Below are 24,473 nucleotides of genomic sequence, written 5' to 3'. Positions count from 1 at the left end.
TATGGAATATATTGAAATTGAGAAAGATCTTATCCCCTATCGGTTTGATATCTCCATTGCGTCTGAGATATTTACATTTGAGGTACATTATAATCCAGACTACGATTTCTTCACTGTAGATCTGGAACGCGATGGGGAGGTCCTGGTATACGGGGAAAAGCTGGTTTATGGTCAGACGCTATTTTATGATGTTCAGGATCAGCGTTTTCCGAACCTGCCTATCGTTGTGTGGGATCAGTCGGAACAGAGCAAGGAAGCAACCTGGGAGACGCTCGGTGTGAGCGTCTTTTTGTATGTGTGGGACGGTGAAACAGATGGCTAAAACAAACTTTGGCCGAGTTGCAGAGATCATGACCGGCAATATGTCCTTTGCCCTGAGCAAATATACGATGGAAGGCAACATCCCCTTTGACAATGACGCATTGCCGAACGAATCAGAACTGCGAATTTGGAATTTGGCACAGACTACGATTAATAACATCAAGCGTAACGGGGTGCTGATGGTCAATGCAGGCTATACCGGGGATATTGGCCTGATCCTCCATGGACGCATATCGGTGGTGCGGACGCGCTGGGAGGGCGTAGACAAGGTAACGACAATTAATGTCCTGGATAGCGAGGATCTGAGCAAGCGGGAGGTTACGGAAATCGTCTTCGCCAAAGGAACACTTGCCAGCGCGATCATTAAGCAAATGGCCGGATACATCGGCCTGCCGGTGGCGCAGCTCACACTTAACCAGGATTACCGTTACCAGGCCGGATACACCGCAAAGGGCAAGGTCACCGACATTATTACGGAGGTCTGCAAGGACTGCGGCACATCCTGCTATATCAATCAAGGCAAGCTCTATGTCCGCAACTTGCGCAGCGGCGCGGATGCGGTCTTTGCGCTGTCTCCGGCAACTGGGCTGATCGGCAGCCCGGAATACTTCGAGGATAACGGAATCAAGGGATACAAGATTCAGGCGCAGCTGCAGCGCCGGATTACCACGGCTTCGGTGATTAATCTAACCTGCCGGGAGTGGTCCGGTAAGCTGCACGTCCGCAGCGGGAGCCATAAGTTTTCAAACACAGGTGATTTCATTACAGAGGTGGAGGCGATCATGTGAGTAAAACAGACCCGGCCGGAGCGCTGGCCCGCATATTGGATCGAGATAAGGCAAAGCAGTCGGACAGTATCAACGTCGCGCTTCCCTGCAAGGTGATCAGCTTTGATCCTGTGACACTGACGGCCTCTGTGCAGCCTTTGCTTAAACTGTCCGGATCCGAACCGGCGCAGATCCTGTCTGTACCTGTCACCGGGCAAAAGATGAAATTTGAATTGGATATCGGCCAGGGTCCCCAAGAGTTTGAAACGGTCATGCGCCCGGCACTAGAACAGGGCGACACCGTATATGTTGTTTTCGCCGATGCTGAGATTAAAAACACACTGACCGGGCAGATCGCGGCTCCGGACACGAGCAGACGGCATAGCCGGATGGATGCGGTAATCGTGGGGGTGATGCCATGCAGTCTTTAAAATTGGATGATTCTGGTGATCTGATATTTTTAAGTGGGGAGCTGCAACTGATAACTGGCCCGGATGAGATTGCCCAATGTTGTGAGTTGGCTTTAGGCACCAACAAGGGCGAGTGGATACTAGATCCGGATATGGGTATTGATTTTGCCCGGATCACCGGCAAGGGAGTCACAGAAGAAGAGATCCGCGACGAGCTGACGTCGGGGGTGCTGCAAGAGCCACGCATCCAAACCGTGGACACTGTGAACGTCACCTTTGACCGACAGCGCCGTACAGCCACAGCAAACTTTACGGCGATGGCAGTCAACGGGGATGTTATTAAAATCGAGGGGGTAGATACCGTTGTTGGATAGCACAGGCTTTAAGAGGATGCGATTTGACGACCTTTTTGCGCAAATGGAAGATAAGGCCAAAGAGGCATTCGGGGATACGGTTAATACCTCTGTTCGGTCACCGCTGGGAATCATCCTTCGGATATTCGCTTGGTTTCTTGCCATCATCTGGAGTACAGCCGAGGACGTATACAATAGTGGATACATCCCGACGGCCACGGGAAACAACCTGGACCGGCTAGGGCCGCAGGTCGGGATATCCCGCACTCTGGCGCAATGGGCTACTGGTGAGGTGAGAATAACCGGTACGCCTGGATATGTCGTGCCTGCGGGCTTCCGGGCGGCAACGGCCTCCGGGGTTGTATTTGAGACACTAACCGATGTGACGCTGATTGGCGGTTCCGGCTCGGTGGCCGTCGAGGCACTGGAAGCTGGCTCCGGCGGCAATTGGGGAGCTGGGATGATTACCGTTGTTGTCAATCCCGTGCCGGACGTTTTCAGCGTGACCAATGCTGCACCCACCAGCGGAGGACGTGAGAAGGAGACGGACGCCGAGTTCCGCAACCGTTTTGACCAGTCTGTCGCCGGTGGTGGCGCGGCGTCGGTGGATGCGCTGCGCGGTGCGCTGCTGCGGATGCCCTCCGTACGTGCAGCAACAATCATTGAAAATACCCGCATGACGGCAGACAGCGCCGGACGGCCTCCGAAGTCTTTTGAGGCGTATGTATTGGGCGGTGACGAGCAGGAGATTGCACAAACCATTCTGACAACCAAGAGCGGCGGTATCGAGCCACACGGAGTAATCAGCAAACAGGTGGAGGATCTAAGCGGCCAGATTCATACCATCAAATTCTCCCGTGCCGCCGAAGTTGCTATTAAAGTATCGGTTGCTGTTTATAAAAATGATCGGTATCCGGCTGACGGTGATGAGCAGGTGAGAAGTGCAATTATCCGGTATATTGGCGGGACAGATGCGGCCGGTTCTTACTATAACGGCCTATCCATGGGAAGCCCCGTAGTATATACGCGATTAATCAGCGCGGTATACAGCGTTGAGGGCGTTGAGGATGTGGTGTTAACCGTCGGCAAGGTAGCGGGCCTCCAAGGAAGTAGCAACGTGGATATCCAGCCTTATGAGGTCGCACAGACCACAGCGGCACATATTGAGGTGGTAAGTGATGTTTAGCCTTAAAGATATGCTGAGACGTTTTGCCGATACCTACAACAAAAGTCCGAATAGCAACTTGGGCAAACTTATCGGCATCCTTCACGGAGAGCTGGCGGCGCTAGATGATACCTTTACTCATATCCGCGAGTGGCGCAGCATCGACAATGCTCAGGGTACGACGTTGGACCGCATTGGAACTAACGTCGTGCAGCCGCGCGGGGCTGCCACGGATGAAGTGTACCGAGTGCTGCTTAAATCCAAAATCGCCCGTAACTTGTCCAAAACGGATATCAATACGATTATCACGGTACTGGCAATAGCTCTGGATTGTGATTATAGCGATATAAAGATTCAGGAGAAATATTCGGACCCGCTGGAGCCGGAGCCTGCAGCAATAAATTTGATTCGTGTGCCGGTCAGGCGGCTGAATGAGGTCGGGATGTCACCGCTCCAGTTTGCACGCATTATACAAAAAACGGTAGCGGCTGGCGTTAGGGTGGCTCAGATCGAGCTGGCCGGAACGTTCGCGCTGTCTTCGCAATATGCTGTCCTTGAAACAAGCCCTCTGGGGTTAGGGAACCCGGAGATGACAACCGGCGGCGAGCTGGGAGAGGTATATGTACCAGGTAATGATTATCCGTTACCGATATAGGAGGGATTAGCTTGGCAGATTTTAATGAGCAATTACCAGATTGGCAAGAGGCAGGGATCGAGCCGCCGCCATCCAAAAAGACCGCGGGCTGGCAAGTCAATGATAAACCACCTGCCGGTTGGCTTAACTGGTTGTTCAACCGCACTTATAAAGTACTTGCAGAGATCCGCAGTGTGTTCTCAGCCCATGCCGGAGATAATACCCGGCACCTTACAGCTGCCGAACGTACAACCTGGAACGCAAAGGAAACACCTGGGGGAGCACAGACTAAGGCTGACGCAGCAGAGGCAGCAGCAAAAGCGGCATCTATCCCATTGGCACAAAAGGGTGCTGCGGGTGGTGTGGCGTCATTGAATGCAGAATCAGAGGTAGTTGCCAATGGAGCTATCTACGGACACCATTATATGAATGATTTGGGGAGGTTTTCATTCTCGAATGTTAACCAAAAAATAGATATATTTGTAACTGGTAATGTGATAGGGTATCTCGATATTAGTATTAGCGGCACATGGTACGATGATAATGCAGTAGGTAATTTGACTAAGCGAATTAGCATACACACACAATCAAGTTCAATTATTGATTATCAAGATAGCGAGTATATTAATGTCAATGGTCGTATAAGAGGGAAATTAAGCATATCAGACCTTGAATGGAGTTCAGTTGCCGGAAAATGGAAGGTTTCAATTGAATCACGGTCAGCAGATGCTAATACATTTTCAGTTTTTGTGGAAGGCACAAGCCCACACGATACTATGCCTATTTTTGTGCTGGGTCAACTTTACACAGGTGCCGCCACAACGCTACCCTTGGCAGTACAGGTTATACCGGATGATACAGTTACTAAAAGTGGTCAGCAGATTGAAACGACAGCGGGCGCTCAAGCACGGGCAAATTCCGCCCGGGACGAAGCTAAGGCGGCATCTATACCCATTGAACAACGTGGAGCGCCCTGGGGGGTGGGGGCATTAGATGGGGATGCCCGAATGCCAGTAGTAAATATGCCCGCAGATATTCGTCAGCATTACGTCACTACATTACCGGGAGCCGGGTGGTACCGTATTGCACAGAGTCCTCTATTTATTGCTCATACCTACGGGAAATTCGTAGTGGACTGGAGCCAATCCGGGTATCACGGTATTGCAGAATTCAGCGCTGGTGTCATGTACGGATCAGGGCCAACTATTACTCAGACGCTATTTTCTAATTTTTCAGAAGCTACAGGAATTACTGCAGCCAGAATTGTTACGACACCTAATTATATTGATAGTCGCGCATACCTGGAAGTCTACAGCACTGGACAATTAAGTTTTATACTGAATGTATTTATGTATGATTCTACAAGCTGGGAATTTGTAGATTGGCAAACAGGACCGGGGACGGTTCCGGATGGATACTTCGCTCATACGTTAAGCTTTGCGCCAGGCATCGCAACTGAAGGGATAATCAGTTCTTCAGGAGCTGTCATGGATGGACCGTTGCAACACAATTTCAATTCTGTTCGGAAATATTACGATGTTGCTAATGTTGACATGGGCGATAACGTTCAAGGCATGTTGAAGATCACACTGCCCCATTCCTGGTCCAATACAATGCTCAGATTGAAAATTGAAGGACTGATCCACAGCACTAATCCACTAGCAGTAGGAGAGCCGTCTGCATTTGAACTGCTATTAACAGGTTATACCTATGCTCCACAAACGGCGTGGTTAAGTACTAGTGCCACGATAGCGGGGGCTGCTCCGTTTAAAGAATCAAACTCGGTTAGATTTGCTCATGACGGAAATAAGTGCTGTATTTTAATCGGGTTCCCTGAAACGATTTGGGGATATCCTAAAATCACTCTGTCGGAAGTAGTTGCGGGTTACACCAATATTAATGGCTGGGCTCATGGATGGGATATGAGCTTCCTGCCGTCTTATGTGGGGGCTGGAATAACTGAAACTGCGGTCCCCGTATTTAACAAAGGAACAAGTGTAGAACTGCATTCAGGAAGAACCTTGGCCGAAGTGGTACAAGGCTCTTTGGCTTTCGCCGTAACTACCGGTACTGCTCCAGCATTGGCCGCCTCGATTACTCCGGCACCAGCAGCACTGTCCGCCGGGCTGCGGGTATCTATCAAAGCTCATGTAGCCACAACGGGGCCAGTCACGCTTAATCTGAACGGGCTAGGAGCGAAATCCATTAAAAAGCCAAACGGGAATAACCCTCCGTTGGTACAGGGCGGCGTGTACACGGTCATTTATGACGGTTCAGTTTTTACGTTACAGGGTGAAGGAGGTGAGTATGGAACAGCAGGAGCTGCGCAAACACTTACAGGATACACGGTGGGAAGAGAAGCGGGATTAGAAAATGGAGTGATTCCATTAAAAACCTCGCAGAACGGCGATGCTGGCAGCTCTCCGAATCATCATTGGCCAAAACGGACAGTGGTTAATCCTTCTGGATCTCCGGGGGATTTGTTTGTCGGCCCGGTTGATCCTAATGATCCGATCCCTACAGCATTTGTGGGTGACATGTGGATTAGAGTAAATGACCCGGACTTTAATTCTGCCAACATCCCCGAGGATATAAACATCTTTGGACTACAGGGAGGCATCCCTCGCCGGGGTGTTTATACTAATGCGGTATCTGCGGGATGGGATGGAAATCAATTGTTTGTCCGTATCCCCGGAGGGGTTTACCAGAACAACAGTGGACAAGGAACGCCTGAAATTGTTCTCAGCGCTGCCCAAGCCCGCGCAGACGGCAATATCGTACCAAGTAATATCCGGGCTGGAGTGTGGGTGTATGGTGTGGCAGGTGCGTTAGTAGACCGACCCAAACATACAAGTTCAAGCGGTATGTATGGAACCTCTCTTAACACAGGTGGTGCGCCTTTTCAGCCGGATTATGCTACTTTTTATTTTGAGACAGATACCCAGCAAGTAGGCGGGTCCACTATCTCATTTTTAGGTAGTGTGTTCTCTTTATTGATTATGCGAAGTAAGAGTTATGGGACAATAACTACTGGTCTTCAGGCCACCGAGTTTACTAGTCAAGGATTTTATACGAATTTATCCAGCCATCTATCAGGTAATATATTGCCTGGAGGCAGTTGGACAGCTTACAAATTAAATTAACGGGAGGAACGTATAATGCAAATCGGTATGAAAATCTATTATGACAAAGCAACCGGCAATGTAATCCACAATACAGGAGAGTATGTCGGCCGGGGCTATGTGGAGACCACAGAAGACCAGGACTTTGCGAGCATCAAAGAGTTGGCCCAGCGGGTCCGGGAGACAGTCGGCGTGCTCAAACTCCAATACGGCCAGTACTCCCGCGAGTTTGCTCAGTGTGACAGCTACCGGGTTAATCCAGACAGCGGCACCCTTGAATTTACGTATCCTGGCCCGCAGCCTAACCCGTTAGAGGGGCGTTTGGAAGCAGTGGAGGCCGGAGCCGCAGACACCGCGCAGCAGCTTGCGGACACATTGGCACGGCTCAATACGACCGAGGCACAGTTGCAGGATGCGCAACTCGCGCTGACAGAAACCTATGAAGAGTTGCAGGTAAGCCGCCAGGAGTCAGCAGATACGCAGCTTGCACTTACGGAGCTGTACGAGCTGGTGGTGGCAGGACAACAACCTGCAGAGGGAGGTGAACAAGACAATGGCTAAAGTTTATGCAAGCTTGATCCGAAAGAACCTCAAGACGCTGGATCAGGTACCGGAGGGTATCCGGCCGGATGTTGCTGCTCTGCTGGAAGTTGAATAGATATTACCTGATGCGCCCATAGAGGCGCTTTTATTTTGCCCTCGGAGCTGCTTCGGGGGCTTTTTTATACAGGGGGAGAAGGGAGCGGGGGAATGCTCAATCATATCAAGCAATTATCAACAATTATATATACGGCTGCTGTAGGCTCCGGGAGCCGCGAAGTAGCAACGGGGGGAGTTACAGCTATGGCGGGGCTACTGGCGACGATTACCGGGATGCTGGGAGGTTGGGATAAGGGGCTGCTGGTGCTTATCGTCTTAATGGTGGGCGATTATGGTACTGGCGTACTTGGAGCGATTAAGACAAAAACCGTGAGTAGTGATGTGATGTTTTGGGGAGGCATCCGCAAAGCGGTAGTGCTGTTTGTTGTGGGGTTGTCTTCACTTATGGATGACTGGATACAGCCGGGCGCGCCGATCTTCCGGACGGCTGCCATTTACTTTTACGCCGGACGCGAAGGTTTGTCTGTCGTTGAAAATCTCGGGGTGCTGGGGATACCTTTGCCGCAGGGAATTAAAGATTTTCTTCTGCAGCTCAGCGAAGACAAGTCCAAAAACAACCCGGCTAAGCCGGATCATCCGGATAATAATCAATCAGCATAGGAGGGATACAGGTGTCACTAACTTTAGAGCAAGTAAAGCTTAAATCAGATTCCAAGCTGCCCGGGCTGCAGCCGGTTATAGCGGCTGGAATGATTGCGCTGATTACAGGCTGCTATAACCGCGGCGTACAGATTATCATCACTCAGGGTTTACGTACGTATGCCGAGCAAGACAACCTTTACGCCAAGGGAAGGACCGCGAAGCAGCTTGCCGCCGTGGGGCTATCCAAGGTAACGCCGCAACCTAAAGAGGACGTTGTGACCAATGCCCGGGGCGGATACAGTAATCATAATTTTGGATATGCGTTTGATTTTGCATTGCTGCTGCCGGACGGTCGCACCGTGTGCTGGGATACACTGCGGGACGACGACAAGGACAGCTTGCCGGATTGGTCCGAAGTGGTGGAAGAGGCCAAGAAGCTAGGCTTTGAGTGGGGCGGTGACTGGCGGACGTTTAAGGACATGCCACACCTGCAGATGGTGTTCGGACTCACTACAACGCAGCTGCGGGGCGGCAAGAAACCGGCAGTATCTTTGATAGCGAAGGCATTTGCCGTAGTTGATAAATATATGGAGGCGATCGAAGAAATGACAGCACAGGAAAAGAAAGAATTTGAAACGATGCAGCTGCTTATTAAGGCACATGCTGAAGTAACCGTTGGTTTGTCCAATCGGATCACGGAATTGGAGAATGCGGCTAAACTTCCTTTAATCCCTAAGTGGGCGCTGTCCGCCTGTGAGGCAGCGAAGGCAGCGGGCTATCTGGACACCACGGCAAACGGCAGCTATGACTTTTACCGGATGATTACGATCATGGATCGGATTGGGCTGTTTAAGAAGGGAGCGAAGTAATCATGAAAAGCAAAGTGGACTGGAAGGCAAAGCTTGCAAGTCGGAAGTTTTGGGCGCTGGTCGCCGCGTTGGCTACATCGATTCTCGGAGCCGTAGGGGCTTCGGATGATACAGCGGTCAAGATTACAGGGATCATTGCGGCGGTGGGAGCCTGCGCCGTGTACATGCTGGCAGAGGCAATCACAGATGCAAGCAATTCCAATAAAGAGTAAATCCGAAAACGCTAAAAATATCATTTACAAAATGCACCATTGATAGTAATCTGAAGTTGTCCGAAAGCATCGGCAAAAGCCCGTCAACCTTAACTGGTGGATGGGCTTTTTTTGCGTTTCGAGGCATATAGCTATTGCCAAAAAATTGCTCTCGAAGTTATAATACAAACAATTGTTCTTATATTGGGGGTGTAGATTTGCTTGAGGATACACCGCGCAAGTTGCTACGGATTATGTATCAATTTAAGGGACACTTTCGCCGGATGCCTACAATGACAGAATTAGCACGGCTGAGTGGCCGAAGAACGGGAGCGATCAAGGCGGGTATGCTACAACTGGTCGAACGTCATTATATTGAATGGGACGAGAAACAGCCAGTGGAAACCGCCGTTGTAATTGAGGCTTGGGAAAGGGACGTGAAATATAAAGAACAGACAGAGACAGGTGCAAACAAGTCACAGCATACACCTGTTGTGTGGAACACAGAGTACTGGACACATTATTAGAGTGCAAATATTTATCTATTTTGCCGATAACTATTATAGTAAAATATATTTTATAATAATTGTCTCTGCTGGAGGGGAAGATGAGAAAAAAATTATTTATTTTTATGATATTTGTATTGATTTTAACTGCCTGTTCTAGCTCGAAAAGTGGTATGGCCGGTGACTGGGTGAGAAATGATGATTCTCAGTTTAAAGGTATGAAAGTTACCCTGGAGAAACTAGATAATGGCGATTACCGGGGAAAAGTGACCAAAGCAGATGAAAAAGGAATCTTTACTCAAGGGAATGTTAAATGGCGCGATGTGATAAAAGTGAAGGAAAACGAGTATGATCTGTATGATTTAGGGGACGCTGGTCAGTGGTATGAAATGACCTTAACCTATAATCCTGAAGATGATACTTTATCGCTTCAGTCATTTGATAACCAAGGGGAAGAGGGTTCCACACAAGTTTGGAATAGGGAATAAAGCCTTTCTGTTGAGTAGATGCATAAAAACAAGTCGTACCGTTAAATCAGCGGTACGGCTTGTTTTTATTGTGCGTCTTTACACAACATTCGTTCATTGACGTTTTTCTAACCCTAAGGCTTCCTTAAGACCGCTCTGGAGAATCTGAGAAAAGTTCAAACCGGCCTCGTCCGCAGCTTCGCGCAACCACTTTGGCAGCGTGCAATTCTTAGTTACAGACTTATTCGCTGCTTCGTCGCGAAATGGAGGCATATACACATCAATAAAAATAATCTTGTCTGATGGATCTTCTAAATTAATTTGATCAGGGTCCGAAGGAATTGGAGGTGTTTCTCCTTTGTCTTCTAGTTCCAGCATTAAATCGACTAATGTATCTTTTGCATCTCTGACAGCTGTTTGGATGTCAGGTGCAAGTATTGCTGTTCCCGGAAAATCAGGAAAGTAAAGTCCAAACCCTCTGTCTTCGCCTTGTTCAGCAACTACAGGGTAAATATAACGATGCACAAGGTTTGCCAAAACGTTCACACTCCTTTATTTTATCTATCACTTGTGGGAGGGGATAGGGGAAAACCCCGGGGTTAAAACTCAACCCCGGAAGTTCGTTCGATGCTTTTTAGAGTTCCTTTCGGAATAACCTGTCCTTGAGCGTGGACGCTTATGTCGGCGTATCGCGTAGGGTCTGTACGGTGTATGTACCGTTGATGGCTTCCACGTCCGCCGTGATTAGGTGAAGGTATGAATCCGGCGTCTTTCAAGGCTTTAAGCATTTCCCTTACTGTAACTTGTTTTCCCAATCGCTCCCCTCCCTTCTGAATTGATTATAACACGCATTATAATGCGTGTCAATAATTATATACGCATTATAATGCGTGTTACTATAATTGTTCTATATTCATCGCTTCTACCCATTCTTCTACCATCATGAAAAACCTTAATGATATCTATAGAACCTTATACGTGCTACAATGTGCAATTGAAAGCTAATAGAACCTAATAAACACCTGTGAAACCCATGTGTTCCGCACTCGTAATGCGCTGGTCGGTTGATGAATAAAGATTGTTATTGAAAGATAACAAAATGCAAAATGAGTCTCAGGAAATCCCTGAACGGTTCTTTTTCTTTTTCTAGTATAGGTAGATATTATATGTGTACCATTTTGTACTATAGTAGAGTCTATCTAAGACTTTTTGGAATCTATGAACTTAAAATATAGTCTTTAACTGACAATACGTTCTTAAACTAACCGGCAGAATATTGCAACAAGTGAGGTTAAGCGTTGACTAAAATAGGTTGAGTATAGGAAACTTGTGTAAAAGTAAAATTAAGTAAAAGTGATTATAATTCTAAAACAATTCATTTTTGGAGGTAAGCATGCCGGATAAATACGTGCTAACGATTAAAAACAAATATCATATCCAATCTGTAATTGATGCATCGACCCAGAAGAATGTGATAGATCCGTTAGTGCAACATATCTCCAAATGGGCTGGGGAATTTCTAAACGGAATTTACCTATCAGGTTCTAGGGTTAAAGGTACCGCGATCAAGCTGTCTTCAGACCTTGATTTGTTTATTTCGCTAAAATCAACAACAGATATTACTCTCAAGGAGATTTACGATTCGCTGTATAATTATATTGACTCTGCGGGATATAAAGCGCGAAAACAAAATGTTTCGATTGGTGTGAACATTTCTGGAATGCAAATCGATTTGTGTCCAGCTAAGAAGAGACCTGGAAACACAAATGACCACAGTCTTTACATCAACAAAAGGGATACATGGACTCAAACTAATATAATTGAACATATTAACAAGGTGCAGAATTCTGGTAGGATATCAGAGATTGTAATGTTGAAGATTTGGCGTAAGCTACACAAACTAGAATTCCCGTCGATCTATTTGGAATTAACCGTTATTGAAGCGTTAAGAGGCAAGAATAAAAACACTCCCGCAAACAACTTTTTATTATTATTGGAATATCTGGGGGATGAATTCATAGGAAAAAAGGTCATTGACCCTGCGAATACAAACAATATCATTTCCGAAGACTTATATAAATATGAGAAAGAAGCTATTCAGAAAAAGGCGAGAGAAAGCCGTTCTCAGAAATACTGGAAATACATAATTTGGTAGGAGGTGAATTATGACTAATAAAGTGAATATGAAAGAACTGTTTCTTGAAATGCAGCAAGAAATGCTTATGAGACTACGTTTAATACGAAAGCATGTTACACATGCCCCAACCAAAGGAGATGCGGTTGAATTAAGTTGGATTGAGTTTCTTGGGACTTATTTACCGAACCGATATTGTGTAGACAAAGCCTTTATTGTGGATAATACTGGTGCACGCAGTGATCAGATTGATCTTGTCATTTACGACCAACAGTACTCACCCTTTGTCTTTTGCCATGCTGGTATTAAGTACATACCTGCAGAGAGTGTATATGCAATTTTTGAAGTAAAGCAAACACTAAACAAACAGCACATCGAGTATGCGGCTGAGAAAGCAGAGTCTGTCCGAGCGCTCAAGCGTACGTCCGTACCTATTGTTCACGCTGGTGGGACTTATCCACCAAGACCGGTTTTCGACATCGTGGCGGGCATAATTACCACATCTTCCGACTGGACTCCACCATTCGGAAAGCCGTTTCAGGAAGTGACTGAAGCGTTAAAGCCGTGGCAACGACTCAACATCGGCTGTGCATTAGACAGCGGTTCATTTCTCTTAAAACCGGATGGGACATTTGATACCAGTTCAAGTGAAGAAACATTGATTTTCTTTTTTATTAAATTGTTTACTCAACTACAAAACCTAGGGACCGCTCCTGCTATGGATATTGATTTATATAGTCAAGCACTTGACTCAATTTAACAAACTAATCGATGTTGGAACATTATTATGCTAACGAATTTGTAAACGAACTGAACGAAACGGATATAAATATATATCTTGAAAACACTGTGTTAATCATCGTTTAGGAACATAATTTAACATAGATTAACCTTTCCCCAAGCTCAGTTGGATAGAGTTGATTGAACAGGAAATAAACCCTGGATTTCTCCAGGATTTATTGGTCACAAATTTGGTCACTAACTCTTTATAATTCAGTTTATTCCATAATAGCTAATCCCAATAATATCAATGATTAGTGAATAGAGTTTAATGCATTTATCCCTTTCCCCTATATCAGTTGGTTAGAGCGGTCGGCTCATAACCGATTGGTCACAGGTTCGAGTCCTGTAGGGCCCACTTCACTAAAACCCTTACCCTGTAAGGGTTTTTTGCTGTTTATAGAGTCGGCGGAGCGAATAGGCTTGAGTGGGGTAAGGTCATAATTTTGAGATGCTAACGGAATAGCTAACGGAGACTTATATTCCACAGGTTCAAGCTTTAAACTCGATTTTTACATCATATTTATTTTGGTTATCCTGCGTGATTTCAGAATCGCCGCCTTTATGGGTAAGCCGCTTTAAAGTAAGCCACTTTATATCCTCAGCATGGCCTTCCTTAAGAAAAAAAGTATAGGAAAATCAATCTATGGTGCGCGGTTCGTGCGGTCAACGATTTGAATTAAGAGCATACATAAAATAACCCTGTCGCAAAAAAGACGCCGGGGAAGGCACCCGTCGTCTTCCCTTGTTAATCCAAGTATCAGTGCGCTCTCCGTTATCCTTAACCTTGAGCGGCATCCGTGTTCATGTAGTTGATTGCCCACATATGGCCGTCCAAGTCCTCGAAGGCCCAATGATACATGAATCCATAGTCCTCAGGCTCTTCGTACGATTTCCCGCCCAAGGAGACCGCAGTATTCACGATTTCATCCACCTTTTCTCGGCTCTCGAAGGTGAGTGCGATCGTCATTTGCGCATACTTTTCCGTATCAACGGTTTCCTTCTGCGTGAGCGACTTTAATAGTTCTTTGGTGAGCAGCATGATCTGCAGGTTGTCGCCGATCACGATGGCTACCGAATTCTCATTATCGGGGAATTGCGGGTTGAGCTCGAATCCGAGTCCGGTGAAGAACGCCTTCGACTGTTCTACGTTGTTTACAGGCAGATTGAAGCTCGTGAATGTGGACATTAATACCATTTTTAACACCTCATCTTCAAAATGGTTTGTTGTCATTGATGCCTTCGTTTATTTAGACGAAAGCCAATCCGGGAATTCATCGGTCTACTTGATTCCTGCCACTCCTGTATTATTGTAAAATGCAAACCCAGTATATCAACGAACTTCTCAACATACCAGAGTTACACGTAAGCCAGATTCTGCTTGTTAATCACAATGAGCCATCTGTCGGTCTTCAAGAGGAAATCCTATCTGCATGTACCGGCGATCCGTTTGTTCTGTACGACTTGTCATGCCGGATTCGGATAGACCTGCGAATTTGTGGGACACAAATAACGCTACAGCTCAACAGCCGAAAATTTTTTAGTGGGGAGAATTAGCCATGTCCAATGAGCATTCCGTAAGTCATCTAAGAGATATTTCAGGCAAAGAAATGAGTTCAGTGGTATTCATTAGTATCATCCTACATTAGGACAGATATAATAATATGGTGTTGGAGATTTCGTTAAGAGGAGAAGATAACGAAGGGCCAGAGGCGGCTATGTTTAGCAGTGGAAATGGATTAACTGTGTGGCAGCTGCCCTAAAGAACTTGCTATGAGGTGAACCTATGAAGCGAGAAAAGCCAGTAGATGCGTTTCAATCGGTATATTTTATTACTGATCGGTGGGATGGGCCAAAATCCGGATTTGCTGATTATAAATGATCAATGTGACAATTATGTCATGCTGAATGGAAGATTGTAAGGTCAATCGATTGGGAAATAATTATGTCCCCCGTATACTGGAAATAAAAAGCTTCCATTATCGAAAGGGGACTATCCACTGGTGACTGACATTATTAAAGCAATCATTCTTGGCATAATCGAAGGTTTAACTGAGTTTCTACCGGTATCATCTACCGGACATCTTATTTTAGCAGGTGATTTGCTTAGCTTTGAGGGAGAAGCTGCAATCACTTTTAAGATTGTTATACAGCTGGGTGCAGTAATGGCGGTTTTAATTCTTTACTGGAAAAGGTATTTGGAGATTGGGTCTAATATGGTTAGAATGGATTTCTCCAAAAGTAAAGGATTAAACATCATTCATATGATATTAGCTATGTTGCCTGCATTAATCCTGTATCTCCTCTTCAAGGATACTATAAAAAGCCGTTTATTCGGCCCGACTCCTGTCGTGATCGGTCTAGTAGTCGGGGGCTTGTTGATGATCATCGCTGCACGGAATAGGCGGACAGAAACCGCTGATACGATGGATGGAATTAGCTATAAACAAGCCTTCGGAATCGGTCTGTTCCAATGCCTGGCGTTGTGGCCGGGATTCTCAAGATCGGGTTCGACGATTTCAGGCGGCCTTTTGCTAGGCACTAGCCAAAAAGCCGCCGCAGATTTTACATTTCTTATTTCCGTCCCTGTCATGTTTGGTGCAAGCTTGTTGGATTTGTATGATAGCCGTGATTTGTTGAATTCTGACGATTTACTTCTAATGTTAATTGGCTTTGCGGCATCCTTTATAGTGGCAATGATTGCCGTAGTGACTTTTATCAAACTGATTAAACGTCTTCGCTTGGAATGGTTTGCCCTCTATCGGTTTGTATTAGCAGCTCTCTTCTATTTCATCGTCATACATTAATTAGTTCCATTTAGTTGTTAAGGATCTAATGTGAGTTTTCTGGAGAAGGTTCAAATTTTCACAATGTATTTTTGTTTAAAAATGCGATACACTGGACTCACACAAGATTGTGATTGCTAACTGAAGGAATTTTACAGCAGCGGAAAATCACATCTTCTTATCTATTTGGGAGGTGTCTTTTTGGAAGACGTAATTAATTTTGTCCAAACCTTCAAAGGTCTAGAGGCGCGGATTAATGAATTCATTAACGAGGATTCGTCTCTGGAATATGTGGAGGGATCTGAAGAAGTAGTGGCTGGAGGAGCTTACGCCTGGTCTAAATTAAAACCCGCTGAAATAAATAAGCAAGATCACATTGACTCTGATTATATGGAATTAGCAGATGAGGTCAGAAAAGTTTTGAAAAATGAACACAGCCCCCATATTGAAAAATTTGAACGGAGTTGCGCCTTAGTTTTAAACTATATTCGGCAAGACACTTTGCTCTGGGTTCCTGGTTTGAAAAATGTGATTGAAAATATAAAATCCGAATTGGATTTACAGCAGTTTTTCATGGAAGTGACACGATAGTCTGTTATATTGAGGCCCGTCAACCGTAATCCGTTGGCGGGCACTTTTCTTTCGTGGCAAGTCTAACCTGCATTACCAGGCATAAACCCCATTTACATCGAGAAACTCCCCGTTATACCGCTTACCATCCGTTGCGTAGCCGACAATAATAGCTGCACCGTCTGCTTTGGATTTGCCGCCCTCGGCATTGCCGTTCAAATCCGTCTTGGTGAAGCCGGGAGTTACGGCGAATACTTGAGTATTGCTGTCCTTGCATTCAATCGCCATGGCCACGGTCATTGCATTGTTGGAGGTTTTGGAGGCATTATAGTCAAAAGCATTAAGCGCATATGCAGAGCTCTGCATGAAGTGAAGTGAAGCCATATCGGTCGATACGTTCACAATGGTTCCTTCATTCTTTTGGATTAAAGGGAACAGCTGTTGATTCAGGCGGAACGTTCCGAAGAAATTCACTTCAAAGGCATTGCGCAAATCGGCCTCCTGGGTTGCACTGAATGAGCTCGAGAAGGCTCCCGGCATGCCGGCATTATTAATTAAAAGCTTCAGATCAGCGTAATTGGCCTGAATGCTGCCGGCTGCTTGTTCAATACTCTCTTGATTAGTCATATCAATTTGCACAAACTCTGCGTTTAATCCCTGGTTTCTTAGTTCGGAAGCTGCGGCTTCCCCCCGTTCAACACTGCGTGCACCAAGCAACACCTTCCAGCCGGCTTCACCGAGTTGTCTCGCAATTTCAAATCCAATTCCTTTATTGGCGCCTGTTACAAAAGCGGTTCTGTTCATCGTAATCCTTCTTTCTGTGTGATATGGTCTAGCAACAATTCAAAGCTTATTATGCTACACTAAGTGTAGGTCAACATAAATATTTGGGAGTGAACCGGAATGTTTACGATGTTTACGATAGGACAAGTCGCCAAAAAAGTTGGGGTGGGCATAGGGGCGATCCGCTTCTATGAACGAAAAGGACTTCTGGATGCAGTAGCCCGCAATGAGCAGAACAACCGACTGTATACCGAGCAGGAAATTACCTGGCTGATCTTCCTTAGATGTCTGCGTGAAACGGGAATGAGTGTGGAGGAGATCAAGAAGTATCATGATATGGTCAAAGCCGGCACGGCTACCTTACCGGAGCGGATTACGCTTATTCAGAATCAGAAGAAACAGCTACTGGATGATATAGAAGCGAAAAAAGCACAGCTCATACATCTGGAGCATAAGCTGGAGCGGTATTATGCCGGGGAGAATTATTAATAGATAATATTCTGGCGCGGTTCTCTATGGATTCAAAATGTATGTCATGGTCCCCGTCTATCATTATATGGTAGTATTTAGTAAATGGAGGGGCTTAGATGAAATTAATGAAGAGATTGGGTTTGTGGTTACCGATTCTGTCTGTAGCGGTATGTATGATTAATCTGTCAGGACAAGATGATAAAAACCTGCTGCTTTTTTTGACCGGTCCTTTACTGTTATGGCTTAACCCTCAGCTGACAGATCTGCATTACACCATGGACAATGAACTTCTGTTCCAGTTTATACTATACGGAATTCACTTCTTCTTCTGGCTGGGGTTTGGATTATTGTTCGATTGGTTATTAGCGCGCAGAAGAGCGAAGTAGAGTTCCGAAGTTCTAAGAATGACTTCAGGGAGAAGTTGACTTCACATTCCATTTACTGGGTAATAACTTGTAAAAGGAGCGTGAGGCTATGAATATCGCAGACTGGAGCATTATGGATTGGTTCTCGCGGCTGGTGGGAATAGGAATTATCTACTCGGCTGTGCAGCTGGCCTTCTCCCGAAAAGGGGTCAAGATTCGAACCCGGAGGCCTTTCCGGGAAACTATGGAGTCTACAGCTACGCCAGGCCAGCAAACGGTTCTTCGGGTGGGCGGAGTCTTCGGGATCTTTCTGGGTCTTGCGGTTGTCATTTATGGAACGAGGATTTTTGATGTGCTGTTTCCATGGATGTAGCCCAATCCTTGCCGTCCGGTGAAGTCCAAAGGGCATGGCCAATGCGGATTTCCCAAGAATAATGCTCCTTATCCTGAATTTCAGCAGCGTCCCAGGACAAACTGTTCCATGTACCGGCGGTAGGGGCAGTTATAGCATTCCAGTGCCGCCCGTAATCTTGGGTCACGAAAAACAGGAAAAACGAAGTGTTTCCGCCCTGTGCATTCTGTATCTCCGTGTGATCCGGAATCATGATTCCATAGGATGTTGAGCTGAAAAAAACAGGCGGTGCAGGATCGAACATGGAAGAGGCGTATTGATCAGGCACTTCAAGCTTCTCTTGGGTCCAGTGCGCTCCGCCATCTCCGGTTGTGTACAGCCGCTGGGTCCCTGGCTGCGGAGTGTTGATGGTTAGCCAGCCGTTATCCGCACTACTGAATGTAAATGCTCCAACCGGTCCGGACGGTAAGGTTCCATTCTCCGAATCACTGAGCTTATCCCAGGTCTTGCCGCTATCGGCCGTCTGGTAGATCGCATTATCAGCTCTGAACATCCCGGAACCGGCCGAAGTGACCTTCCAACCGTGCACCTCATCCAAATTATATTGATAAGTCTGAATGTTCTCTGTAGACACAGAAGCACCTGTATCAGCGGCTTGTGCGGGCATCGGATTAAATGTGAACCCCCAAAGACCAGCTGCAAGTTGCAGCAATAACCAAACACTTCTTAGAATTTCCACTACAAACACCTCCCTTGTCCATAGTAAGGGATGGGAGCTGGATATAAGTTACAGAAACATGATGAAACGATTAAAAAATATATAACCAGAGGAGAGTGGAGAAAGAGTGGCAATGAGTGAAGCAGAGGATAACAACCGTGAACTGGAGAAGCGGGTTGCTGCGCTGGAGAAACGGATTGCTGTGATGGAGAACTATAACCCGCCCCCGCAGTCCACCAAAAAGGTAGTCTGGATCATGCTTGCGGTAATACTCGGAATCTCCCTGGCAATGGCGGGTATCGGGATTATCCAGTTTGTCAGCAGCGGCTAGTCGTTATTCTTGTCATTAATCAGCAGAGAAGTGCAGACCAGCGCTACAATAAGCATGATGCCCATTGCGATCATTTGAAAGATATTATTATAGGGATCTGAGAACGTTATGTATTCGAATACGACCTTGGATAGTAAATAGTAAAGAATACTCAATAGGCTTAGAAAGACTAGAGCGGCTACGATCCATTTCTTGATTGTCCTGATAGTGATAGAATCACTCCGTCCGCGGGGATAATAAATTGCAGTTACTCCCATTATTGTACAATATGGTAGCACAAGAGAAAACTGAAAATTGCAGTCCCCTGACCCTTTGCCCATAATCAGAACCTGTTCAGCCTGATTTAAGGTTGGTTTAAGCAACGGTGAGTATAGTGTATATATACCCCCTGATAGAAACCTTAGACCCTGCCGGATATTGGCGGGGTCACTTCTTTATAGGGTGAAAGGTTATGGACTGAGCCAGCTCTCTATATGCTGATTATTCTTCACGGAGGTTTAATCGTACTCCTTGGGTTCCTGCAGTAAGATGGAGAAGGTCTGCGTTTCGTGGTCCACTTCAATGGTCTCAATGCCGACAAAATCCGGAATTTCGGGATGAACTGCATCTACGCTGTAATCCGGATGGGTCAGCAATAATTGAATGACTTTTATGGCTTCCATGTCGCTCCCCTTTACGGTTGAAATGTAACCATGCATAGAGGTACATCTGTTGTTCTAATGTCTATGCCGGTATTATCCCCGCAGCGCTTAGCGAATATGTCTATGGATTAATTTTCTGTCTTCGTTTCTTTCCATTACGGCCATCAATTGCCCCTGGAAAATCCGCCGCTGGATCTGGTCAATTCGCTGCAGAGCCAGCTCCACAGGAACCTGGAAGGTACTGGCAAGCTCAGGCACGGCATCCTCACGCAGTTCAGGCAGTGTCCGTGCAGAAATCATGGAATAGGGCATGGCGGCATAGAGAATAAACCGCTCCGATTCATCCTCCTGCGCCTGCGTGAACTGTTCAGGCATCAGAGTATGCTTGCCGGCATGGCGGAGCAGATGACACAGCTCATGGAGGAACTCCAGCCGCTGCAGTTCGGGAGGAAGCCTGTTGTCGATAAACATGCTGTACATTCCAGCGCTGGCCTCAATGCTCTTGCTTCGGACATCCAGATAATGAATCCAGATATTCAGCCGCTCGGCTATGTATTCAATGGATATGTCGGACGGCTGGCGGACACCGATGCGCTGATATAAATCCTCTGTCCATTTCTCCAACGCAGTCATCTGATAATAGGATTGCATAATCAATCACCTCAATATAAGATCGTATGTTCGTATTAAAGGTCAAAAGAAAAGCCCTGAAGGGCTAAGCAATCAGCACACTCAATAGTCAGCAGCTGAATGGATATGGAACGGGTGTTCCTATGTATGTAAGCATAAAGCAATCAGGCGCGAATATCAAGTGTTTTTCCCAAGGTGGGGTGTGCGCCCTGACTCAGCATCTGGACCATATTCTGGGCATCCGTCTGTGCCTGATCTTTGGCAATACTCATGACCTGTAATCCCGCAGCCTGCAATAAAGACGACTGGTTCATGACAACCGATAGTGCAGCAATATCCATTTGTGTTCCTCCTCCAAGATTTTTTGAAGCAGCGCATCCACCTTTTATATCGACCGAATAGGGCTTGGCCGTTAGGTGAATGGCATTTCTTTGCCAATTGGCCCATGCCACCGGTTAGATTTCCACATATTCTGTGCTGTATTCAATATTCAAGAGGAGGAATTAAATTATGGGAGCAGAGTATGGTTGCGGTTGTGGAAATAACGTCGGTGGAGTTAATCAGGGTCCTCCGATTGTTCCGGTTGTAAGCCCTTGGACTTCGACTGGTGCGATTCTGGTTCTGTTCATTCTGCTGGTTATTATCACTAAAGCCTGTTTGTTCTAGAACCGCATTGAACAAGTGCTGCCCTGTCTGGCCTGAGGCCGGATGGGGCTATTTCTTTTTTTTGCGTGCCGCCGGACCGATCTGGCGTTTGATTCTGCCTGTATGCTCATCCGTTTCAATGATATACAACTCCTTGACTGTACCTGCAAGTGCAAACCATTCCTGTAAGGCTTCAGCCTCGGACATAGGGCCGTACAGCCTTTTCCCCCGATAACAGATATAGAACACTCCCTGCTCTCCGTCTATGGAATAATATCCCACCCTATTTTACGCTTTATTTGGGTGAAATTGCATAAAGAACTGTCGTTCGCATAACAGGCATGCAAATGTCCTTATATGACGGAGAGGAGAGCGGCTAATATGCGATCTGTTTCTTATCAGCAATCATTTGCGGTAGCGGTAGCCGGAGCATTCAGGCATTCTGCCTATTTGAACATGAACTCTACGCGGGTACCGTCTGCGAAGTCCTCCAGCTGATTGCCGACCCAGCTTCCAGCTCCGCGGTTATCGCTGGGAGTTATGTATTCAATATCAGCGCCGGCTCCACCTTCCGCACACATCGCCATCGGCCATTCGTCGCGGTCATAACCTTTTTTGGTGGGTACGCCCTTCAGGGATTCCTTACGGTTCTCTTCGGCTTCATTCCGGTCAATCGTGCAGATGGGGGACTCCCCGTTCTCAATCGCTTCCTGAATATGTCTGGCGGTCTCCGGATAGCGGCCCGATGGGAATTCCAGCCGGACAACCTCCGAATTGTCAGAAGACGGCGTCTGGGACGGAAGCTGACCATTCTCCCCGAAGTAGTAAGCAGCCAGGCTGAGCAGAACAACAATAATGAGACTGGTGATGAATTTTTTGGCTTTCATATCTGCTCCTTAAAAGTTTTGTTAGCATAGCTTCCAATGATAAGCTCCGGCAAAACTCGCTTCGGAAGCATACGCTTAAGTATTGTGGGCGCATGAAGCCTGCGCTCACAATAGTATAGCGTATGACTGCGGGATTGGAACAGACGTAATTCTTGTCTATCCGCCGTTCTGATGTTACATAATTCGCCATAAAATGTACAAACAGATGGAAAAGGATGGTGGATAAAGTGGAACAGCGTGTACTCAGAGATCTGCTGGATTCCGCGTCACGGCTGGTAGGGGATGTACAATGGCAGGCCGCCTTCCGCAGTGTGCTGATGAGTCCTGCGGATGCGGAGCTGGCCCTGCCGGCGCGTAAATTGCTGAACACCTTATACTGGCTGCAGGGGCAAGGCGTGATCAGCGGACAGCATGATTATCTGGAGAGCCCGGATGAATTCAGCGTGAAGCTGAAGAATACCGGCGGGAGCTATGCGGGACTTCACGGCTATGAAATGGGTGCCATCAGCAACCAGACGGAGCAGCAAATCAGCAGCCAGCGGCAGGCCGTCACAGACAGTGCGGTCCGCTGGCATCAGGCCGGGGGAATCGTGACGATGAGCTATCATGCCAATCTGCCGGGAACCGCTCCGGCCTGGGCGAATGTCTCGATGAGCCTCGGCGAAGCAGATTTCAACAAATATATTACTCCGGGAACCGTCCAATACACAGCAATGATTGCAGAGCTGGACAAAGTAGCCGTGTATCTCAAAAAGCTGAAGGATGCTGGTGTACCTGTGCTCTGGAGACCTTACCATGAGATGAACGGCGGCTGGTTCTGGTGGGGGCAGAAGTCTTCCTTCAGCACCCTCTGGGAGATTATGTTCGAGCGGTATACCGTATATCACAAGCTGCAGAATCTGCTGTGGGTGTGGAGTCCGAATGCGAAGAATCAGTGGTGTGACGAACCTGCGAAATATTACCCGGGCAGCGGAAGAGTAGATGTGCTGGCACTGGATATCTATGACGCGGACTTCAAGGGGAGCCATCATGACAGCCTCTGGGATCTGGGGCGCGGCAAGCTGATCGCCATTGGCGAGAATGGGGAGCTTCCTCCGGCAGCCCTGCTGGCTGGTTCCCAGAACAAATGGAGCTACCAGATGACCTGGGGCAAGCTGCTGTATGAGAAGAACAGTGATGCGGTGATCAAAGCTTTTATGAAGGATAATTTCGTGTTCACGAGAGACGAATATGCAGCAAAGGCGGCAGCAATGGATCCATCACCGGGCGGTATTCCTAAGCCGGGCTTGTATGGCCAGTACTATAATAATATTACGCTCAGCGGTACGCCCGCCCTCACCCGGACGGATGCCAACATCAACTTCATCTGGAGACAGGCAGCCCCTGATCCGGCTATTGGTGCAGATTTGTTCTCGGTAAGATGGAGCGGCAGGCTAAGTGCGGTGTACAGTGAGACTTACACCATCTATACTTCTTCGGATGATGGCATCCGGGTGTGGATCGACGGCAAGCTGATTATTGACAGCTGGATGAAGCAGAGCGGGCAGGAACGGCAAGGCAGTGTGAAGCTGATTGCGGGTAAGCTGCATGAGCTGAAGGTGGAGTATTACGAGAACCAGGGGGATGCGCGGGCCGTGCTGATGTGGGAGAGCCCCAGCCAGGTCAAAGGCGTAATTCCGGCAGGGGCTTTGTATCTTCCTTAACAGTAAGGCCTTAGGTCAGATTTGTTCGCGGTAGCTGATGTTGTTGGCGACTTTTTCGTTGCGGACGGCTTGTCGCAGCACGTCTTTTACGGTCTGAACCTTGCGGATTTTGCGGAAAGGAAGCTGCGGCGACGAGGCGTCATCCGAGAGGATCGTAAGCGTTCCAATGCCTAATATACGGTCGGGAATCGACTGCGTGACGGAAAAATCATTGACCCGCAGCAGCTCGATTTCTTCGACATCCTTGCCGATCAGTCCGCTCTTCACCATAATCCGCTGGGTTGTAATTGTGTATCTGGTGGTATTGAGTCCAATAAGCCCCTTGAGCCGGTCGGATATGCCCGCAGGCTTACCCTGCCACAGCTCGGTTTCTGTGCTTGTTCCGGAGACCCGGCCTGCCGCCGGACGGCGTGTTGCTGCCGGAGCGTTATTATCCTCTGTACCTGCTCCGCATTCTCCGCAGAATTTGGCGCCTTGCTTATATTCCGCACCACAGGCTGTGCAATAAGGCATAAGATATCTTCCTCTCGTATAACGGATAATTTGATTATAGTATAACAAGAATTCCCAGTCACTACCGGGTTCTTCTTGTGTTTCTTTCTGTGAATACGCTTTATCTCAGGAAAATGT

Annotated in this window: 35 protein-coding genes and 1 tRNA gene; 25 read left to right on the top strand and 11 right to left on the bottom strand. The window is 47.1% G+C overall.

Features of this window, described 5'->3' with window-relative positions:
- The first annotated feature begins 1 nt into the window (after position 1).
- The 14 genes from NSU01_RS26435 to NSU01_RS26370 all read left to right on the top strand — a co-directional run bounded on the left by NSU01_RS26435 (position 2) and on the right by NSU01_RS26370 (position 10,068).
- Positions 2–322, top strand: coding sequence for a hypothetical protein (locus NSU01_RS26435; RefSeq protein WP_076243924.1), 321 nt, complete (start codon positions 2–4; stop codon positions 320–322).
- Positions 315–1,109 carry a hypothetical protein gene (locus NSU01_RS26430; RefSeq protein ID WP_076243921.1) on the top strand — a complete coding sequence of 265 codons (795 nt, stop codon included), beginning with the start codon at positions 315–317 and terminating at the stop codon, positions 1,107–1,109. The genes NSU01_RS26435 and NSU01_RS26430 overlap by 8 nt, the downstream gene beginning before the upstream one ends.
- The gene (locus tag NSU01_RS26425; protein WP_076243918.1) at positions 1,106–1,519 is read left to right on the top strand and encodes a Gp138 family membrane-puncturing spike protein; all 414 of its coding nucleotides are present in this window, start codon (positions 1,106–1,108) and stop codon (positions 1,517–1,519) included. The genes NSU01_RS26430 and NSU01_RS26425 overlap by 4 nt, the downstream gene beginning before the upstream one ends.
- Positions 1,507–1,872 carry a DUF2634 domain-containing protein gene (locus tag NSU01_RS26420; RefSeq protein ID WP_076243915.1) on the top strand — a complete coding sequence of 122 codons (366 nt, stop codon included), beginning with the start codon at positions 1,507–1,509 and terminating at the stop codon, positions 1,870–1,872. Before NSU01_RS26425 ends, NSU01_RS26420 begins: the two co-directional genes overlap by 13 nt.
- The gene (locus NSU01_RS26415) at positions 1,862–3,037 is read left to right on the top strand and encodes a baseplate J/gp47 family protein (RefSeq protein ID WP_076243912.1); all 1,176 of its coding nucleotides are present in this window, start codon (positions 1,862–1,864) and stop codon (positions 3,035–3,037) included. Before NSU01_RS26420 ends, NSU01_RS26415 begins: the two co-directional genes overlap by 11 nt.
- A complete protein-coding gene (locus tag NSU01_RS26410) occupies positions 3,030–3,671 on the top strand; it encodes a hypothetical protein (protein WP_076243909.1) in 642 nt (213 codons plus the stop codon). Before NSU01_RS26415 ends, NSU01_RS26410 begins: the two co-directional genes overlap by 8 nt.
- An 11-nt stretch (positions 3,672–3,682) precedes the next feature.
- A complete protein-coding gene (locus NSU01_RS26405) occupies positions 3,683–6,793 on the top strand; it encodes a hypothetical protein (RefSeq protein WP_076243906.1) in 3,111 nt (1,036 codons plus the stop codon).
- A gap of 15 nt (positions 6,794–6,808) precedes the next feature.
- Positions 6,809–7,333, top strand: coding sequence for a hypothetical protein (locus NSU01_RS26400; protein ID WP_076243903.1), 525 nt, complete (start codon positions 6,809–6,811; stop codon positions 7,331–7,333).
- Positions 7,326–7,430 (top strand): CD1375 family protein, encoded by a 105-nt coding sequence (locus NSU01_RS26395; protein ID WP_218639447.1) that lies wholly within the window; start codon positions 7,326–7,328, stop codon positions 7,428–7,430. Before NSU01_RS26400 ends, NSU01_RS26395 begins: the two co-directional genes overlap by 8 nt.
- Before the next feature lie 92 nt (positions 7,431–7,522).
- Entirely contained in the window at positions 7,523–8,032 is a 510-nt protein-coding gene (locus NSU01_RS26390; RefSeq protein WP_083705509.1) for a phage holin family protein, read from the top strand.
- 11 nt (positions 8,033–8,043) lie between these two features.
- The gene (locus tag NSU01_RS26385) at positions 8,044–8,883 is read left to right on the top strand and encodes a M15 family metallopeptidase (protein WP_256703852.1); all 840 of its coding nucleotides are present in this window, start codon (positions 8,044–8,046) and stop codon (positions 8,881–8,883) included.
- Between the two features lie 2 nt (positions 8,884–8,885).
- The gene (locus tag NSU01_RS26380; RefSeq protein ID WP_076243898.1) at positions 8,886–9,095 is read left to right on the top strand and encodes a hypothetical protein; all 210 of its coding nucleotides are present in this window, start codon (positions 8,886–8,888) and stop codon (positions 9,093–9,095) included.
- Between the two features lie 272 nt (positions 9,096–9,367).
- Positions 9,368–9,601 carry a hypothetical protein gene (locus tag NSU01_RS26375; protein ID WP_144026076.1) on the top strand — a complete coding sequence of 78 codons (234 nt, stop codon included), beginning with the start codon at positions 9,368–9,370 and terminating at the stop codon, positions 9,599–9,601.
- A gap of 80 nt (positions 9,602–9,681) precedes the next feature.
- On the top strand, positions 9,682–10,068 hold the full coding sequence (locus tag NSU01_RS26370) for a hypothetical protein (protein WP_076243892.1): 387 nt from the start codon (positions 9,682–9,684) through the stop codon (positions 10,066–10,068).
- A gap of 93 nt (positions 10,069–10,161) precedes the next feature.
- Here the strand turns inward: NSU01_RS26370 and NSU01_RS26365 are convergent, their stop codons facing one another.
- Both NSU01_RS26365 and NSU01_RS26360 read right to left on the bottom strand, forming a co-directional pair.
- Complete coding sequence (locus NSU01_RS26365) at positions 10,162–10,584, bottom strand: type II toxin-antitoxin system HicB family antitoxin (protein ID WP_083705508.1); 423 nt, start codon at positions 10,582–10,584, stop codon at positions 10,162–10,164.
- 62 nt (positions 10,585–10,646) lie between these two features.
- Entirely contained in the window at positions 10,647–10,835 is a 189-nt protein-coding gene (locus NSU01_RS26360; RefSeq protein ID WP_256703862.1) for a type II toxin-antitoxin system HicA family toxin, read from the bottom strand.
- A gap of 605 nt (positions 10,836–11,440) precedes the next feature.
- Here NSU01_RS26360 and NSU01_RS26355 point away from each other — a divergent pair.
- The 3 genes from NSU01_RS26355 (at position 11,441) to NSU01_RS26345 (ending at position 13,319) form a co-directional block, all read left to right on the top strand.
- A complete protein-coding gene (locus tag NSU01_RS26355; RefSeq protein ID WP_076243887.1) occupies positions 11,441–12,202 on the top strand; it encodes a nucleotidyltransferase domain-containing protein in 762 nt (253 codons plus the stop codon).
- A 10-nt stretch (positions 12,203–12,212) separates the two neighbouring features.
- Positions 12,213–12,941 carry a DUF6602 domain-containing protein gene (locus NSU01_RS26350; RefSeq protein WP_076243885.1) on the top strand — a complete coding sequence of 243 codons (729 nt, stop codon included), beginning with the start codon at positions 12,213–12,215 and terminating at the stop codon, positions 12,939–12,941.
- A gap of 314 nt (positions 12,942–13,255) precedes the next feature.
- Positions 13,256–13,319 (top strand) — tRNA-Met (locus tag NSU01_RS26345).
- A 423-nt stretch (positions 13,320–13,742) separates the two neighbouring features.
- Here NSU01_RS26345 and NSU01_RS26340 read toward each other — a convergent pair.
- A complete protein-coding gene (locus NSU01_RS26340; RefSeq protein WP_076243882.1) occupies positions 13,743–14,159 on the bottom strand; it encodes a VOC family protein in 417 nt (138 codons plus the stop codon).
- 805 nt (positions 14,160–14,964) lie between these two features.
- On the opposite strand from NSU01_RS26340, the gene NSU01_RS26335 reads away from it, so the two are divergent.
- Positions 14,965–15,768, top strand: coding sequence for an undecaprenyl-diphosphate phosphatase (locus tag NSU01_RS26335; RefSeq protein ID WP_076243879.1), 804 nt, complete (start codon positions 14,965–14,967; stop codon positions 15,766–15,768).
- A 180-nt stretch (positions 15,769–15,948) separates the two neighbouring features.
- Positions 15,949–16,338: a hypothetical protein gene (locus tag NSU01_RS26330; RefSeq protein ID WP_076243876.1), complete on the top strand. Its 390-nt coding sequence runs from the start codon at positions 15,949–15,951 to the stop codon at positions 16,336–16,338.
- A 72-nt stretch (positions 16,339–16,410) separates the two neighbouring features.
- Here the strand turns inward: NSU01_RS26330 and NSU01_RS26325 are convergent, their stop codons facing one another.
- Complete coding sequence (locus NSU01_RS26325; protein WP_076243873.1) at positions 16,411–17,121, bottom strand: SDR family NAD(P)-dependent oxidoreductase; 711 nt, start codon at positions 17,119–17,121, stop codon at positions 16,411–16,413.
- 99 nt (positions 17,122–17,220) lie between these two features.
- Here NSU01_RS26325 and NSU01_RS26320 point away from each other — a divergent pair, with 99 nt between their 5' ends.
- The 3 genes from NSU01_RS26320 (at position 17,221) to NSU01_RS26310 (ending at position 18,309) form a co-directional block, all read left to right on the top strand.
- Positions 17,221–17,589: a MerR family transcriptional regulator gene (locus NSU01_RS26320; RefSeq protein ID WP_256703851.1), complete on the top strand. Its 369-nt coding sequence runs from the start codon at positions 17,221–17,223 to the stop codon at positions 17,587–17,589.
- 98 nt (positions 17,590–17,687) lie between these two features.
- Entirely contained in the window at positions 17,688–17,957 is a 270-nt protein-coding gene (locus tag NSU01_RS26315; protein WP_076243871.1) for a hypothetical protein, read from the top strand.
- An 88-nt stretch (positions 17,958–18,045) separates the two neighbouring features.
- Complete coding sequence (locus NSU01_RS26310; RefSeq protein ID WP_144026075.1) at positions 18,046–18,309, top strand: hypothetical protein; 264 nt, start codon at positions 18,046–18,048, stop codon at positions 18,307–18,309.
- On the opposite strand, the gene NSU01_RS26305 is transcribed toward NSU01_RS26310, so the two are convergent.
- Positions 18,263–19,027: a hypothetical protein gene (locus NSU01_RS26305; protein ID WP_144026074.1), complete on the bottom strand. Its 765-nt coding sequence runs from the start codon at positions 19,025–19,027 to the stop codon at positions 18,263–18,265. The two genes, NSU01_RS26310 and NSU01_RS26305, sit on opposite strands and share 47 nt — an antisense overlap.
- Before the next feature lie 112 nt (positions 19,028–19,139).
- On the opposite strand from NSU01_RS26305, the gene NSU01_RS26300 reads away from it, so the two are divergent.
- Complete coding sequence (locus tag NSU01_RS26300; protein ID WP_076243865.1) at positions 19,140–19,337, top strand: hypothetical protein; 198 nt, start codon at positions 19,140–19,142, stop codon at positions 19,335–19,337.
- Between the two features lie 497 nt (positions 19,338–19,834).
- On the opposite strand, the gene NSU01_RS26295 is transcribed toward NSU01_RS26300, so the two are convergent.
- From NSU01_RS26295 to NSU01_RS26285, 3 genes are all read right to left on the bottom strand, one after another.
- Positions 19,835–19,999: a hypothetical protein gene (locus NSU01_RS26295; protein ID WP_156118709.1), complete on the bottom strand. Its 165-nt coding sequence runs from the start codon at positions 19,997–19,999 to the stop codon at positions 19,835–19,837.
- 87 nt (positions 20,000–20,086) lie between these two features.
- Positions 20,087–20,629: an ImmA/IrrE family metallo-endopeptidase gene (locus NSU01_RS26290; RefSeq protein WP_042139306.1), complete on the bottom strand. Its 543-nt coding sequence runs from the start codon at positions 20,627–20,629 to the stop codon at positions 20,087–20,089.
- 143 nt (positions 20,630–20,772) lie between these two features.
- A complete protein-coding gene (locus NSU01_RS26285) occupies positions 20,773–20,949 on the bottom strand; it encodes a YjfB family protein (RefSeq protein WP_076243860.1) in 177 nt (58 codons plus the stop codon).
- Positions 20,950–21,118: 169 nt separating this feature from the next.
- Here NSU01_RS26285 and NSU01_RS26280 point away from each other — a divergent pair, with 169 nt between their 5' ends.
- Positions 21,119–21,274 (top strand): hypothetical protein, encoded by a 156-nt coding sequence (locus NSU01_RS26280; protein ID WP_155991357.1) that lies wholly within the window; start codon positions 21,119–21,121, stop codon positions 21,272–21,274.
- A 48-nt stretch (positions 21,275–21,322) separates the two neighbouring features.
- On the opposite strand, the gene NSU01_RS26275 is transcribed toward NSU01_RS26280, so the two are convergent.
- On the bottom strand, positions 21,323–21,460 hold the full coding sequence (locus tag NSU01_RS26275; protein WP_156118708.1) for a hypothetical protein: 138 nt from the start codon (positions 21,458–21,460) through the stop codon (positions 21,323–21,325).
- A gap of 239 nt (positions 21,461–21,699) precedes the next feature.
- The gene (locus NSU01_RS26270; RefSeq protein WP_042139305.1) at positions 21,700–22,140 is read right to left on the bottom strand and encodes a NucA/NucB deoxyribonuclease domain-containing protein; all 441 of its coding nucleotides are present in this window, start codon (positions 22,138–22,140) and stop codon (positions 21,700–21,702) included.
- 227 nt (positions 22,141–22,367) lie between these two features.
- Between NSU01_RS26270 and NSU01_RS26265 the strand changes: the two genes are divergently transcribed.
- Complete coding sequence (locus NSU01_RS26265; protein WP_083705516.1) at positions 22,368–23,843, top strand: glycosyl hydrolase; 1,476 nt, start codon at positions 22,368–22,370, stop codon at positions 23,841–23,843.
- Positions 23,844–23,858: 15 nt separating this feature from the next.
- Here NSU01_RS26265 and NSU01_RS26260 read toward each other — a convergent pair whose 3' ends face one another.
- Positions 23,859–24,356 (bottom strand): PH domain-containing protein, encoded by a 498-nt coding sequence (locus NSU01_RS26260; RefSeq protein WP_052422036.1) that lies wholly within the window; start codon positions 24,354–24,356, stop codon positions 23,859–23,861.
- Between the last annotated feature and the right edge of the window lie 117 nt (positions 24,357–24,473).

Origin of the sequence: Paenibacillus sp. FSL H8-0259, assembly GCF_037963255.1 — a bacterium.
In the GTDB taxonomy this organism is placed as follows: Bacteria; Bacillota; Bacilli; order Paenibacillales; family Paenibacillaceae; genus Paenibacillus_AQ; species Paenibacillus_AQ phytohabitans.
This window is presented reverse-complemented; position numbering and strand designations above follow the sequence as displayed.